Source organism: Psychrobacillus sp. FSL K6-2836 (assembly GCF_038003085.1).
In the GTDB taxonomy this organism is placed as follows: domain Bacteria; phylum Bacillota; class Bacilli; order Bacillales_A; family Planococcaceae; genus Psychrobacillus.
Genome location: NZ_JBBOOM010000001.1, coordinates 1,535,269 through 1,549,870, shown reverse-complemented (window position 1 = coordinate 1,549,870; position 14,602 = coordinate 1,535,269). Strand labels below are relative to the sequence as shown.

Here is a 14,602-nt window from a genome sequence, read left to right as displayed (position 1 = left end):
TTAATCATATAAACAAAATAGAGGGAGGATGAAAATTGGCAACTTACAATCGTGAAGCAGCAGTAGCCTATGCGCAAAAGTGGTGGAATAGCTATAACCCAAGATTTCCGATGTTCGATGTGGACTGCACAAATTACATTTCACAATGCTTGTTTGCGGGGGGGGCACCTATGAGGGGGCAACCAAATAGGGAACGGGGGTGGTGGTTGAGTAATGACACATGGAGTTTGAGCTGGAGTACTCCACACTCCTTACGTTGGTACTTAGCGGGCTCTACAAAAGGTCTGCAGGCAACACAAGTTAATTCACCTGATCAGTTAATCCCAGGTGATCTTATTTTTTATGATTTCCAAGGAGATGGTAGATACGATCACTCGACCATTGTAACAAGTGTTCAGAATGGTGTTCCTTATGTTAACGCGCATACGAATAATAGCCGTAATCGATATTGGAGTTACGAGGATTCTTATGCACATACACCAAGAACAAAGTATATATTTTTCCACATAAAAGATAAATTTTAACGTCAATTCACTACAGGTATAAGTAAAATTAGGGTTTATCAGGTAATAACCATATGTAAAATCCAAAAAGACTCCCGATATTGGAAAATCGGGAGTCTTTTTGAAATCTGTTTTCATAAAGAGTGTGCGCTTATTCTAAGTATAAGTGATTATCTTTTCTCTAGTTACCAAAAAATGCACTAACCAGTTTCCGAAGGTTTTTGAAGGACGATGGACAGACAAATTAAAACTTCATTCCGTGCTGAGTGAACTCAGGCAAATAACGCCGCGTAGTGCGGCAATGCCTGAGTGACCAACATCCTGTTGGCCCGAACCATTCGGGCTTTTACGGGCAGTTATCTCCCACTTATGCTTTTTGTCGTTTAGGTCCAACATCGAAATGGGAGTCTACTGCCGGTTAGAGTGGGACAAATGCCATAAGATTACCGAAAAAAGTGTTGATGGTTGTGACTTCTGTCACAATCATCAACACTTAAAATTCACTCGGTAATCATATAGCAACAAGACTGTCCAAAGCACTTCGAAAACGGTAGAAACAGGATTTGAACTTAAATGAATGGGCATTTTTTGCCGATTTTTTCCTATGTCTGCTATTACATTAACTTGCCTCGAAAAAGTTAAGCTGTATATTGGGTATGTCTTACAAATACCAAAGTAAGGCAACAGTATCCTCGCCAGCGTGTACTGCAAGGGATGTGCTTATTTCACCGATAGTAAAATGTAAATCTGGCGCTTGCTGCAAAATGGCTTCTTTTAAGTCATTGGCCTGTTGCTCTGCGTTGGCATGCATTATATACACATGCTTTAAACCATCCTTATCTGCAGCTTCAAGCGCCTTATTAATAAGATACTGGATTGCCTTTTTATAAGATCGAACTTTATCTAATTCCTTAAGCTCCCCTTGTTGGGTGATTTGAATAATTGGTTTTATTTTAAGGAGGCTTCCTAAATAGAATTGTGCACTGCTCAATCTTCCGCCTTTATACAGTTGGGTTAAGTTACCTATTAAAATATAGTTACGAAACTTCATAGTCATTTCCCTTAACTCCACTGCAATCTCCGTGTATGAATGACCTTTTTCTTGTAGCTCCAATCCTTTTTCGACTAATCCTGTAATACCTGCTGATAAGGAAAAGGAGTCAATAAATTCTACTTGGACGAGTGCAATCTGAGCTCCACTAATAGACGAAGAAAGGGTCCCGCTAAGACTTTTAGAAACATGAATTGCTATAATTGAATCATATTCTTTACTCAGCTTTTCATATAACTTGGCAAATTCACCTGCAGAAGGTTGAGAAGTTTTAGCTGATTCTGTTCCATTACGAATACGATCGTATAATTGGTCGGGTGTTAGATCTATGCCATCTACAAATTGTTCTATACCAAAATGAATATTAAGAGGGAGTACGTATACATCTGGGTGGTCTTTTAATGTATTACTCATGTACGCACTACTATCGACTACCCACGCAATTTTTTTCAAAGTCATTTTCGAACATCCTATCTAATTTAGTATTTAAATGATAGTAATTATATCATACTAAGTCTAATTGTCTGTTCATTTTTTTGGCTAAATATTATAAAAGTAATAATATTAAATTGTTTTTTTCCACCATCTTTTGTCCCACGATTCCACGATATCTAATCGGTGGCGAACTAGAATGATGAGAATAGCAATAGAAAGCGGCCACAAGGAAACAAATGCAGGTATTGTCCAAGACAAAATAGCATATGCACTAAATGAAATGGTCATGCTAAGTGTTGCGCTTCTAAGAAACGCCAGCAAAACGATAAAACAAATGACCAACATACCAAACAATGCTGGTTCTATAACTAGCGATATACCTATGAACGTGGCTATCCCTTTACCGCCCTTACCCTTTAACCAAAATGGAAAAAGATGTCCCAAAATTACCGCTAACCCTCCAATAGCAATAAGTTCCAAAGAATATTCAAAATAAAAGCCGATATAAATAACAAGGACACCTTTTAAAGAGTCACCCAAAAATGTGAGAAGAAATGCAGATTTCCCAAGTACTGCACCAGCATTTCTTGCACCTAAATTACCACTTCGTTCATTTCTTAAATCAATCTTTTTCCATTTTCCAATCCACCAAGCAGAAAGAAAGTTACCGATTATATAACTAAACAACCAATAGAAGAGCATACTGTCACCTCAATTAATATATGTAAAGTAAAGGAAGAACTACTATTTGACCCTTAAATATTATTTTACACCATGATACATGGAAATAAATATCGTATTACGCTCTAAATGTATCCAAGTAAAACGAAAAAAATCAAGTCACTTTCTTATGAATGATTAAATTGGTATGATGGAGAAAATAACTTAATAGTAAAAGGGAGAATGAAATAATAAATGGTGCAATCACTAACGGTACGCGATGCAATAATTCAAAGAAGATCCATTAAATTATTTAATGGACAGCCTGTAGAAAGAGATATACTATTATCAATCATTGATGACGCGGTGTGGGCACCTAACCATCAATTGAGACAGCCATGGAGATTTATAGTGGCATGTGGAAAAGAATTAGAAGATTTATATAGTGTAATAAAGGAATTTGCACTTCCAAAATGGAAAGAGCTTTCGGAAGAAGATTTAGAAAAACAAATGAAGAAATTTACGACTCCTGGAGGATATGTATTTGTTGTAGTCCCTGAGGATGCTCGTCAAAAGGAACGTTTAGAAGATTATGCTGCAGCAAGTATGCTTGTACAGAATATTCAATTACTGGCGTGGGACCGAGGTATTGGATCTTGCTGGAAAACACCAGGATATTTGGACAATCCATTATTCCGCAAAGCGCTTGATATTCAACCTGGAGAACGTATTATCAGTATGCTTCAAGTGGGCTACTTTGATGAAATGCCGAGACCGAAAGATCGAAAAGGTGTAGAAGACCTAGTAACTATATTTGAGAAGAAAGAATAAAACGAAGTAACATATGCGGAAGCGAGGATTCATCTCTCTTCCGCTTATTTATTTTTTTAGTTATATCCAAAACAATTTTCTATATTATGGATTCTTAGCATAATATGGAGGAGAATTACCTTCTGATTCTTTGATTGTCATAGAATTTCGATCTACGATATAAGAAGTAAGATAGCTTCCTGAGATGTATCCTTTTTTCCATTCTTCCTCAAAGGTTACTACGTATTCCTCGTCACCAATGGAAATTACGCTTGTTTCTCTTTTGACTTCATAGTCTTCAATAGTTCCAGTCCATGTTCCAACTTCTTTTGGAAACTCGCTAATCATCGTACCTTCACCCGCTGTCGCATATGAAACTGCGTCATCTGCTGTAAAAGGAGGGACGGGAGGCGACGTGACTTCTAAAAACACCCAAAGACAAAAAAAGAAAAGTAAAGGAGAGAAAATTAGGAAGAATAACTGCTTTGTTTTATAGCTATTTTTCATCAACCATAAATCTAAAAGAGCAAAGAAGATTGCTATAAAAAAACTATAAATGGCTAAGGGCATTTCCTCATAAACAATCCCAAATAATGCTCCGAAAATCCCAAGTATGCCTACATATAGCCATTTTTTACGGGCAAAATATTTTCTTTGTAATAATTCGACCCCAATTGAAATAATATTTCCGTATACTAAGATTACTGCTCCGACGTACAAACAGAAAAAGAAAGTCCAGCCTACAAAATGATTACCCTGTCCATAACTAGCCATATCTACATTGGAAAGGGCAATGAACATAGCTATAAATGTTGTGGTAATGAAGGTCGCTATTAGCTTACGGGAGAAAAAACTAACTCCAGTTGTATCCATACAATCCTCCTATGTTAAGAAAAGCGCAAGCGCCTATGTTTTGGAAGTCAGTCTAAGTTCGCGACATCGTGGTGCTCCTGCGCATAGCTCGTCGCAAGATAAAAAACATTTCGCAACGACTGATTGACCCACATCGTGTGCCTTGAAATCCTGAAGCGACTCAGGCGGGCTAGGCGCTGGAGCTAGACAGAAAGTTAAAAAACACATGGATTAGACAACCCATGTGTTTGAAATAGTTATTTCTTTAAATCTTCTTTCGAAAGCTCAGCTAACTCAAAATAGTAATCCCCAATTACACGTAGGCCTTGGTCAAAGTTTTCTAAATGGAAGTGCTCGTTAGGTGCATGGAAATTTTCTGAAGACAAGCCAAAGCCCATTAATACGACCGGAAGTCCAAGAATTTCGTCAAATGCAGCAACAATAGGAATAGAACCTCCGCCCCGAGTATATGCTGTAGGAACGTTATATACTTTTTCGTAACTGCGCCCAGCTGCTTGTATAGCAGGATGGTCGAAAGGAGTGATGAACGGTTTACCTTTATCGAATTCCGTTAGTGTAACAGTTACTCCAACTGGCTTGTTCTTTTCAATATGTGCTCTTAGTTTAGCAACAATTTCGTCTGGATCTTGATCGGGTACTAATCGACAAGTGATTTTAGCACCTGCTTCACTTGGAAGTACTGTTTTAATACCTTCACCAGAGAAACCTCCGAAGACACCATTGATCTCTAAAGTAGGGCGTGCCCAGACACGTTCTAAATGAGTGTAGCCTTTTTCGCCGAATAATTCATCAACACCAACTTCGGCCTTCAATTCATCTTCGTCGAAGCCAAGGGAGGCATAAGCTTCTCTTTCTTCTGCAGATAAAGAACGGACATTGTCATAGAAACCTTCTACTTCAATTGTTCCCTCAGCATCACGGAAAGATTCTAATATAGAAACTAATGCATGGATGGAGTTTTGAACGCCACCACCATAAAGTCCGGAGTGAAGATCACCTTTTGCACCTTTTACATCAATTTGAACGCCGCATAACCCGCGCAAACCGTAGCAAACTGCTGGCTGTCCAGGGCCCTGCATCCCTGTATCGGAAATTACGATAACGTCTGCTGCAAGTTTTGCTTTATTATTTTCAATATATTCTTCTAGATTAGGGCTACCAACTTCTTCTTCTCCTTCAATTAAAAACTTAACATTTACAGGTAAGTTTTTATTTGTTTGAAGAAGTGCTTCAATAGCTTTTACGTGCATAAATACTTGCCCTTTATCATCACTTGATCCACGTGCGTATAATTTATTGTCCCTCATTTGAGGTTCAAATGGTTCGCTATCCCATAGATTAAGGGGATCTACTGGTTGAACATCATAATGCCCGTATATAAGCATTGTAGGCTTGCCTTCAGCATGTAACCAATCAGCATAGACAACTGGATGTCCGCTAGTTTTATCGACTAAGACGTTGTCCAATCCTGCTTTTGTTAAGGAATCAGCTAGCCACTGAGCGCCCTTTTGCATATCCTCTTTATGTTCAGATAAAGAAGAAATACTTGGGATACGTAAAAACTGTTTTAATTCTTCTAAATGTTCTTCTCTTTTTTCTGTAAAATAATGGTCTAATGTAGTTAATTGACTCATTACAATCCCTCTTTTCAAAAAATTTCGTGAATAGAAATAGTATAGCATAAGTTTTGTGTGTAATAGGTAATTTAGTCATGGTCGATATTAGTTTTGTGACAACTAAAATCACAATATGATATAGTAGTAAGAAAACATATGAACGTATTAATACTCACAGGAGGCAACAATTTTGTACATAGAATTTGTACTTTTTGCTCTTTCAGTACTTGTATCCCTTTTTCTATCAGGTAGTGAAACAGCGTTAATGACAGTTAATAGGACGAAGGTCCAGCTAAGAGCGGAACAGGGAGACACAGAATCGGAGAAACTACTTGCCCTACTATCTAAGCCGGACCGAATGATTATCACTATCTTAGTAGGAAATACAGTAGCAAATATAAGTATGGCAGTAATTTTAATATTGATCGCAGAGCAGTTTGAATGGCATATTGGTTGGTCTATTGCCATTTTAACAGTGTTTATTATTTTATTTTGTGAAGTACTTCCCAAAACGATTGCCGCTACGTTTTCGGATCGAGTTGTGTATGTAGTTTCTCCACTTATACGCTTGCTTGTCATCATTTTGCGTCCAATTACAGCTTTTATATCTGAAATCACGAATTTATTTATTCGAATTGGTTCAAAAGGTGCTATAACAGAAACGACAATTACGAAAGAAGAGCTACTATCTATGGTTGATCTTGCTTCAACGGATGGAACCTTTGAAGATGAAGAATCAGAACGCATAAAAGGAATGCTCGATTTTCCAAATAAGGATGTCTCTGATGTTTTGTCTACACATAGAACAGAAGTAGTAGGTATTCCTATTGAAGCTACATATGAAGAAGTTCGAGATACCATTCTGGAGCATCATTATACAAGATATCCGGTTTATGACGATAGCTTAGATACAATTGTTGGTATGTTTTATTCGAAAAAGTTTATCGAATGGTCAATGGATACATCTGTAGGGCTCGATACATTTATCGATAAAGATCCAGTATTTGTCGTACAAACCTTGAGTGTAGAAAAAGTATTTAAACTAATGCTGACCCATAAAAAACATATGGCTATTGTATTAGATGAATATGGTGGAACACTTGGAATCGTAACCCATGAAGATTTAATAGAAGAAATGATTGGGCAGGAAATAGAAGACGAAACAGATGATGACGAAGAAATTCTTGTCCATGAGATGACGGAAAGCCGTTTAGTCTGTGCAGGTAGAATGGAAATTGAAGAAGTCAATTCACTATTCAACATTTCTATTGTCAATGAAAATGAAACAATCGGTGGCTTTGTCTTAGATCAATTAGGGCATGTGCCAGAAGAGAATGAACAATTCGCTTACGAGGATTTAATGGTCGAGATCAATGAAATGGATCGCAGTCGTATTGTTAAGTTGACTATCACGAAAAGAGAAGAGGCTACATGGCCTGAACCCGAAAAACAAGAGGACTAGTACTCCTCTTGTTTTTTTGTGGGGTATATAATTGTTTTAAGTAAGTAAGTAAGTAAGTAAGTAAGTAAGTAAGTAAGTAAGTAAGTAAGTAAGTAAGTAAGTAAGTAAGTAAGTAAGTAAGTAAGTAAGTAAGTAAGTAAGTAAGTAAGTAAGTAAGTAAGTAAGTAAGTAAGTAAGTAAGTAAGTAAGTAAGTAAGTAAGTAAGTAAGTAAGTAAGTAGCAAATCAACAGGGAAAATACCGATAAAATAAGTATCGGCAATATAGCCGTTAGATTAACCTCCTAATATTTGGCTTACACCTTTGTAATTTTCCTGAAAGAGAATACGATGGAGGGTAAGGTTAAAGTTTGGCATTATAGAGTTAACAAGAAAAGCCGAGCGGAGGAAAAATAACATGCAGGTTCAATTAGAAGAAATTTACGAGGAATATAATCGTTATATATATTATTTATCTTTGAAATTAACTAAAAACCAAATAGAAGCTGAAGACTTAATGCAAGAAGTTTGGGTAAAAGTCGTACGATACGAGTCTTATATGAAAGAAGTGGATCATGTAAAAGCATGGTTAACGACTATTTGTATGAATACATTTCGCGATCGATACCGCAAACAGGTAAGACGCAGCAAATACGTAGCAAATCAGCCAGAGCAATTAGATATTTCTTTGCTGGACTTAATCGCAGCAGATGTATTAACAGTTGAAGAGCAATTAGAGAAAGAAGACGTTGGTGAAATGATTAGAACCAAAGTTAGTGAATTAGATGGTATATATCAGAAAACAGTAATGTATTTCTATGTACATCAATTTTCCCTAATCGAAATTGCGGAAGTAATGAAGGTATCAATAGGTACAGTAAAATCTAGATTGTTCCGTGCAAAACAACGTTTGAAAGAATTAATAATGAATGACGAAATTGCAAAAGAATCATTAGTGTTAGCGTAATAGTAAGAGCCTCCTATTAAGAAAATAGGAGGCATTTTTTGATTTACACTCTTTTCGAAGAAGAAGGAGGGGGGGCTTTCGTATAGGATGAATTCTCTCTCGGATACCCCGTGGTCGCTCTCGTATAGCGGTTGTCTCTCGGATAGGGTTAGGTCTCTCTCGTATGAGGAGGAATCCCTCCCTGATGCCCGATGATTGCTCTCGTATAGCCAGTGAACACTCTCGTATAGCGGTTGTCTCTCGGAGAGGATTAATTCTCTCTCGTATTAGGAGGAATCACTCTCGGATACCCGTTGATTGCTCTCATATAGCCAGCAAATCCTCTCGTATAGCCAGCGAACACTCTCGTATAGGGTCAGGTCTCTCTCGTATGAGAATGAATCCCTCTCAGATACCCGTTGATTGCTCTCATATAGCCAGCGAACACTCTCATATAGCAGTGTCTCTCGGATAGGGTCAAGTCTCTCTCGTATGAGGATGAATCCCTCTCGGATACCCGGAGATTGCTCTCATATAGCCAGCGAACCCTCTCGTATAGCGGTTGTCTCTCGGATAGGGTTAGTTCTCTCTCGTATGAGGAAGAATCCCTCTCGGATGCCCGGAGGTTGTCTCTCGTATAGCCAGTGACCAGTGAACACTCGCTGATAATCAGCAAACGGAAAAGACCCTGAGTGCATATACACTTAGGGTCTCCATGTATTCATTATTCTTTAATGACCTCTTTACCTGTAGAGAACCATTCTTCCACGTTCCATACTTTTGTTACAAGGCCTTCGTAAAATTCTGGTTCATGGCTAACTAGCACAATTGTGCCTTTGAACTCGGTCATAGCACGTTTCAACTCTTCTTTTGCATGTATATCCAGATGGTTTGTCGGCTCATCGAAGATTAACCAGTTCGTTTCTTCCATCATTAATTTACATAGACGAACTTTTGCTTGTTCGCCACCACTTAAACTAGATAGCGGACGGGAGATATGCTCGCTCTTTAGACCAGTTCTAGCTAATGCGCCACGCACTTGGGCTTGTCCCATGCTTGGATACGTTTCCCAGATAGCTTCGATCGGTGTGATATTGTCGGCTTTTACTTCCTGTTCGAAATAACAAGGGGTTAAGAAATCACCACGTGTTACTTTTCCGTTTAGAGGAGGTATTTTGCCAAGGATTGTTTTTAGTAAAGTCGATTTACCGACCCCGTTCATGCCGACTAGGGCTATTTTTTCACCACGCTCAATTGTAAATGTCAATGGAGGTAGTAACGCCTTATCATAGCCGATTTCCAAATGCTCTGCTTCTACAACGTAGCGACTAGGGCTGCGAGATTCCTTGAAGCTAAATTCTGGTTTTGCAGCCGTTTCAGGACGATCAATTCGTTCGATTCGGTCTAGCTGTTTTTGACGAGATTTTGCTCGTCCTGTCGTTGAGTATCGTGCTTTATTTTTAGCGATAAAGTCTTCTTGTTTTTTTATGAAATCCTGCTGCTTCTCATAAGCATCGATATGCTGTCTTTTATTCAACTCGGCAAGCTCTAAGAACTTCTCGTAGGATGCTGTGTATCTTGTCAGTTTTGAAAATTCTAACTGGAAGATGACTCCTACAATACCATTCATGAATTCAGTGTCATGCGAGATTAATAAAAAAGCATGGGGATAGTTTTTCAAATAGTTGGATAGCCAGTTTACATGCTCTTCATCTAAATAGTTGGTAGGCTCATCCAGTAATAATACTTTAGGCTTTTCTAATAATAGCTTGGCAAGTAATACCTTTGTACGCTGACCCCCAGAAAGTGCTTCCACTGGGCGGTCTAACCCAATAGCGTCCAATCCTAGACCTCGAGCAACCTCTTCTACCTTCATATCCAATGAATAAAAGTCACCAGCATCTAAAGCATCTTGAATTTCTGCCATTTGCTCCAATAACACTTCAAGCTCTTCGGGAGTAGCTTCTGCCATTTTGCCAATAATTTCGTTTAACTCTGCTTCTTTTTTATAAAGCGGTAAAAAAGCATCGCGAAGCGTATCAAACATCGTACGACCCGATTCTAGACGAGTGTGCTGATCTAAGTATCCGTAATGGGTACCTGGTAGCCATTCCACCCGGCCTTCGTCGTGAATGATTTCTCCTGTTAATATATTCATCAATGTTGATTTTCCAACACCATTTGCACCTACAAGACCTACATGCTCACCTTCGACTAAGCGAAATGAAACTTCCTTGAAAAGGGTACGATCTCCGAATGTATGTCCTAAATTTTCTACTAATAAGCTCATGTCTTTATTTCCTCCAAAAAGAAAGCTCTGCGGATTATTATAATTCCGCGAGCTGTTTGTTTAGTTCTGCAAGTTTTTCTTCCATTTTCGCTAGTCTACGTTCAGCATTTTCAACCTGAGTAGGATGGCCATTTGATTCTAATTTTTCCATATCACCTTGCAAGTTAATATAGTCCAATTTCAGCTCTGCAATTTCTGATTGTAGCTGTGACTTTGTCATTTCGATCACCTTCAGTATTTTGCATTTATTGTAGCATAAAAAAGGACTTAGCGTACGATTTCTTGTTCTTCTTTCGAACTTAAAACAGTTTGTTCAATCAGTTTTACCAATTCTACTAAGTTATTACTAAAATCAAAGCGTTTCTGTTTTTGTATATAGGCGTTTCTTCTATTATTATGCAGGATAATTTCCATCACCGCATTTTGTAGATAAGATTGTTTTATCTTTCTACCAAGTCCTAGGTTTGCGAAGCCATGTCCTTCTTGTGGGAATGCGTAATTAACTTCTTCCTCGTGTGCACAAAGAACGATGCAAGGTATTTGAAATTGCGCAACTAAGAATGGCATATACGATCCAGAAGTTATAACAATATCACTATTAGGAAGGTACATATCAGGTTCCGAGGTAGAGATAATTTGTATGGATTTACGTGTAAGTGCAAATCGTTTCAGTTCCAGTATGTCATGCTTATAATGTTCATCCACTAATACGCTAATCTGAAGTGGAATATGAAGCTGTACAAGATGTCTTAAAGTTCGGTAAGTTAAATTTTCGGGATCTTCATGAGGGAAAGATACGATTATATGCGGGGGATCCTGTATCGTGTTATTATTTTTATAGACAATTTTTTTGGCTGGAATATATCCAAGCGGACCAAATACATAATGCTCTTTCGATACGTCCTTTGGATTTTCATACAGCGATTGAATAACAAGATCAGCTAGAGTCCCACCATCTCCATGGTCGTCCAAATGAATAAGCGCACTACCCAACACTTTTAAACGACGGATTAGATCTTTTTCCGAATTTCCACCATCATGCATGATGCAAGTTGGGCTAAAAGCTTTCATTTCCTCGATTAAGTGAGCATTATTTCTATACAAGAGAGGTTGTATCTGCTGTTTTTTTAAATATTGAATGAGGCTTGTATTAGAACTATGCACAAAAATTTCGAAGTTAGTTGGTTTTAACGAAGAAAGCAATGCTACTGCACGATCTGCAGGGTAAAGTCCACGGTGTGGTAATGTATTCAATAAATAAGCTAGTTTCAAATTGTATCTTCCTTTCTAAAAGTTATCTCTTTAGTGTATGGATTTGTACAGTTGCTTATGACAAGGGGGTAAGTAAAATGGCTAGAAGAGTAGCTATAGTAGTAGGTGCAACCGGTTTTACTGGACAGTTTTTAGTAAAACAATTATGTGAGAGCGAAGAATATGCTGCAGTTTCAGTGATAGTCAGAAGAGATTTTTCTTATAAACATGCCAAATTAGACATTCGAGTAAAGGATTTTGATAAATTAGGGGAAAATGATTTAGATATTGCGGATGACCTATTTTGCTGTCTAGGAACTACGATGAAAAAAGCTAAATCAAAAAAGAACTTTGAGAGAGTAGATTTAGAATACCCACTACGAATTGCTTCCTTAGCCAAAAAACGTGGGATTCCAAATTTTCATGTGATCTCTGCAGTTGGCTCCAATAAAAAATCTCTTTTTTTCTATAGCCAGGTGAAGGGCAGGATGGAGGAGGGATTAATAGAAATGGAATTACCGCATCTTTTCATTTATAAACCGTCCTTACTTACGGGAGACCGAGGCGAGTTTCGCTTAGCAGAGCGCCTATCTGAAGGTATTTTCCAACTATTAAATCCTTTATTAATAGGACCTTTAAAAAGAATGCGCTCCATTGAAGCGGAGCAACTAGCTTTTGCTATGTACTATTACGCAATACATAATAAAAAGAAGAATATAACAATTTATAAACCATTAGATATATTAAATGCTAAAACTTCGCCGGTATTAGAAGAAAAGCCGATTTCACGAGAAGAATTATTCAATTGGGATAATCGAAAGGATATTTTTGTTGATGGGGAAAAAGTGAACAAGTAAGGGGAGAAGCTATGTTAGACTCAATGTTATTTGTTTTGATGTTTGTTGTAGTGTTAGGGATATTTTCACAGTGGCTAGCATGGCGTATTCGAATGCCTGCAATTGTATTAATGTCGATTGTAGGGCTATTGGTTGGACCAGTTTTGGGTATTATCAATCCACAGGAGAGCTTGGGTGAATTGTTTAGCCCGCTTATTTCTTTAGCCGTAGCTATTATATTATTTGAAGGAAGTCTTAATCTAGATTTTCGTGAAGTACGGAGCTTTAGCAAGCCACTTACTCGAATTGTAACGCTTGGCGCTTTCATCGCCTGGATCGCAGGTTCCCTTGCTGCGCATTATATTGCGGGACTATCGGTTGCTGTCGCTTTTGTTATCGGGGGACTATTTATCGTGACTGGCCCGACGGTAATTTTGCCGTTACTTAGACAAGCGAAGTTGAAATCTAGACCAGCCGCTATTCTAAAATGGGAAGGGATTGTAGTAGATCCGTTTGGTGCATTATTAGCGGTGTTTGCATTTGAAGCTATCAAGTTTATAAATGGCAATGAATCGTTCACATCGTTTTTACTTTTTTTCACAGGTTCCATTTTTGCCGGGGGATTGGGCTGGTTGTTAGGCTGGATCTTGGGGAAAATGTTTGAAAAAGGGCAAATACCTGAGTATTTAAAAGCACCTGTCGTGTTTGCGGTTGTACTATTGGTTTTTGTTTTCTCAGATGTAATTATGCATGAAACAGGTTTACTTGCTGTAACCGCGATGGGTATAACGATGGCCAATATGCATATTGCATCCATCAATGATATGAGACATTTTAAAGAAAATATTTCCGTATTACTTGTTTCTAGTATTTTTGTAATGTTAACAGCCTCCTTAGACCCAAGTATCTTATTGGAAATTTTCAATCCGCAAATCGTATTATTTGTATTAGCAATGTTGTTTATCGTTCGCCCTTTATCAATATGGTTATCGACCATTGGAACGGACCTAATGAACAATGAAAAAATATTGATTGGTTGGATTGCTCCTCGGGGGATCGTGGCACTCACAGTTTCCGGATATTTTGCTACTGTGCTACAAGAGAGTGGCTATAAGGATGCAGAAATGCTTACTGCTTTAACATTTGCCCTTGTATTTGCGACTGTAATTTTCCATGGGTTTTCCATCGGCTGGGTAGCTAAAAAGCTCCAGCTTGTTGCTACAGAAAAACCGGGCGTACTTATTGTAGGAGGAAATGCTTTTACAGCAGAGCTTGCACTTTCATTGCTTAACGAGAAAATGGATGTACTGGTAGTCGATAATTCATGGGAGCAGCTTCGATATGCAAGAAAACTAGGAGTACCAACTTATGCAGGAGATATATTATCCGAGCAAACGGAGTATACCTTAGATCTGGCTCCCTTTCCTAAAATGATTGCTGCAACCGAAATGGATGCCTATAATGCATTGATCTGCTCGAACTTTGTAGTGGAATTAGGTCGAGATGCGCTATATCAAACTGCCTCCAGTAACGTTTCAGAAAATGAGTACCATCCATCTATTGGTGGTAAAACGCTTTTTAATAGCTCCGCTAATATTTATGATTTAACAGAACTTGTGCTAAAGGGCTTTGTTATTCGAAAGACCAATATTACAGAACAGTACGATTACAACCAATACCTAGATGCTCGTGCTAAAGAATCGACCTTACTTTATATTATTCGAGCAGATGGCACATTGAAGTTCTTTACGACCAAAATGGAACTCAGTGCGAATCCGGGTGACCTTGTTGTCAGCTTGACACCTCCAACGCATATACAAGAGCCAAATTGCGGTAACACCCCTCCGTCGAAAGGATGAACTTTCATAAATAGGATCTCTTATTGCGAAAAA

General features: G+C 38.1%; 13 protein-coding genes. 6 read left to right on the top strand and 7 right to left on the bottom strand.

Annotated elements, in window-relative coordinates; all coding sequences use genetic code 11:
* The first annotated feature begins 35 nt into the window (after window positions 1–35).
* Window positions 36–524: an amidase domain-containing protein gene (locus MKY37_RS07130; RefSeq protein WP_340775356.1), complete on the top strand. Its 489-nt coding sequence runs from the start codon at window positions 36–38 to the stop codon at window positions 522–524.
* Window positions 525–1,164: 640 nt separating this feature from the next.
* Here the strand turns inward: MKY37_RS07130 and MKY37_RS07125 are convergent.
* Window positions 1,165–2,013 carry a DegV family protein gene (locus MKY37_RS07125; protein ID WP_340775353.1) on the bottom strand — a complete coding sequence of 283 codons (849 nt, stop codon included), beginning with the start codon at window positions 2,011–2,013 and terminating at the stop codon, window positions 1,165–1,167.
* Between the two features lie 105 nt (window positions 2,014–2,118).
* A complete protein-coding gene (locus MKY37_RS07120; RefSeq protein ID WP_340775350.1) occupies window positions 2,119–2,691 on the bottom strand; it encodes a glycerol-3-phosphate acyltransferase in 573 nt (190 codons plus the stop codon).
* Between the two features lie 213 nt (window positions 2,692–2,904).
* Between MKY37_RS07120 and MKY37_RS07115 the strand changes: the two genes are divergently transcribed.
* Entirely contained in the window at window positions 2,905–3,480 is a 576-nt protein-coding gene (locus MKY37_RS07115) for a nitroreductase family protein (RefSeq protein WP_340775349.1), read from the top strand.
* 84 nt (window positions 3,481–3,564) lie between these two features.
* On the opposite strand, the gene MKY37_RS07110 is transcribed toward MKY37_RS07115, so the two are convergent.
* Window positions 3,565–4,332 (bottom strand): hypothetical protein, encoded by a 768-nt coding sequence (locus MKY37_RS07110; protein WP_340775347.1) that lies wholly within the window; start codon window positions 4,330–4,332, stop codon window positions 3,565–3,567.
* 236 nt (window positions 4,333–4,568) lie between these two features.
* Window positions 4,569–5,966, bottom strand: a complete 1,398-nt coding sequence (locus MKY37_RS07105; RefSeq protein ID WP_340775345.1) for a dipeptidase — start codon at window positions 5,964–5,966, stop codon at window positions 4,569–4,571.
* 172 nt (window positions 5,967–6,138) lie between these two features.
* Between MKY37_RS07105 and MKY37_RS07100 the strand changes: the two genes are divergently transcribed.
* Together MKY37_RS07100 and MKY37_RS07095 are read left to right on the top strand one after the other, a co-directional pair.
* A complete protein-coding gene (locus MKY37_RS07100) occupies window positions 6,139–7,410 on the top strand; it encodes a hemolysin family protein (RefSeq protein WP_340775343.1) in 1,272 nt (423 codons plus the stop codon).
* Between the two features lie 395 nt (window positions 7,411–7,805).
* On the top strand, window positions 7,806–8,354 hold the full coding sequence (locus tag MKY37_RS07095) for an RNA polymerase sigma factor (protein ID WP_340775341.1): 549 nt from the start codon (window positions 7,806–7,808) through the stop codon (window positions 8,352–8,354).
* A gap of 703 nt (window positions 8,355–9,057) precedes the next feature.
* Here the strand turns inward: MKY37_RS07095 and MKY37_RS07090 are convergent.
* From MKY37_RS07090 to MKY37_RS07080, 3 genes are read right to left on the bottom strand one after another with little or no spacing between them, the layout of a single operon-like run.
* Window positions 9,058–10,623, bottom strand: a complete 1,566-nt coding sequence (locus MKY37_RS07090) for an ABC-F family ATP-binding cassette domain-containing protein (RefSeq protein WP_340775339.1) — start codon at window positions 10,621–10,623, stop codon at window positions 9,058–9,060.
* Between the two features lie 37 nt (window positions 10,624–10,660).
* Window positions 10,661–10,843 carry an SE1832 family protein gene (locus MKY37_RS07085; RefSeq protein WP_340775337.1) on the bottom strand — a complete coding sequence of 61 codons (183 nt, stop codon included), beginning with the start codon at window positions 10,841–10,843 and terminating at the stop codon, window positions 10,661–10,663.
* 47 nt (window positions 10,844–10,890) lie between these two features.
* Window positions 10,891–11,895, bottom strand: coding sequence for a hypothetical protein (locus tag MKY37_RS07080; RefSeq protein ID WP_340775335.1), 1,005 nt, complete (start codon window positions 11,893–11,895; stop codon window positions 10,891–10,893).
* 77 nt (window positions 11,896–11,972) lie between these two features.
* Between MKY37_RS07080 and MKY37_RS07075 the strand changes: the two genes are divergently transcribed.
* Window positions 11,973–12,731, top strand: coding sequence for an NAD-dependent epimerase/dehydratase family protein (locus tag MKY37_RS07075; protein ID WP_340775333.1), 759 nt, complete (start codon window positions 11,973–11,975; stop codon window positions 12,729–12,731).
* Between the two features lie 11 nt (window positions 12,732–12,742).
* Window positions 12,743–14,569: a cation:proton antiporter gene (locus MKY37_RS07070; RefSeq protein ID WP_340775332.1), complete on the top strand. Its 1,827-nt coding sequence runs from the start codon at window positions 12,743–12,745 to the stop codon at window positions 14,567–14,569.
* Window positions 14,570–14,602: the final 33 nt, after the last annotated feature.

Bases quoted from the DNA above. Each gene is read 5' to 3' on its own strand.
- MKY37_RS07125 (WP_340775353.1), bottom strand. From the start codon at position 2,013: ATGACTTTGAAAAAAATTGCGTGGGTAGTCGATAGTAGTGCGTACATG.
- MKY37_RS07120 (WP_340775350.1), bottom strand. From the start codon at position 2,691: ATGCTCTTCTATTGGTTGTTTAGTTATATAATCGGTAACTTTCTTTCT.
- MKY37_RS07115 (WP_340775349.1), top strand. From the start codon at position 2,905: ATGGTGCAATCACTAACGGTACGCGATGCAATAATTCAAAGAAGATCC.
- MKY37_RS07110 (WP_340775347.1), bottom strand. From the start codon at position 4,332: ATGGATACAACTGGAGTTAGTTTTTTCTCCCGTAAGCTAATAGCGACC.
- MKY37_RS07105 (WP_340775345.1), bottom strand. From the start codon at position 5,966: ATGAGTCAATTAACTACATTAGACCATTATTTTACAGAAAAAAGAGAA.
- MKY37_RS07095 (WP_340775341.1), top strand. From the start codon at position 7,806: ATGCAGGTTCAATTAGAAGAAATTTACGAGGAATATAATCGTTATATA.
- MKY37_RS07090 (WP_340775339.1), bottom strand. From the start codon at position 10,623: ATGAGCTTATTAGTAGAAAATTTAGGACATACATTCGGAGATCGTACC.
- MKY37_RS07085 (WP_340775337.1), bottom strand. From the start codon at position 10,843: ATGACAAAGTCACAGCTACAATCAGAAATTGCAGAGCTGAAATTGGAC.
- MKY37_RS07075 (WP_340775333.1), top strand. From the start codon at position 11,973: ATGGCTAGAAGAGTAGCTATAGTAGTAGGTGCAACCGGTTTTACTGGA.
- MKY37_RS07070 (WP_340775332.1), top strand. From the start codon at position 12,743: ATGTTAGACTCAATGTTATTTGTTTTGATGTTTGTTGTAGTGTTAGGG.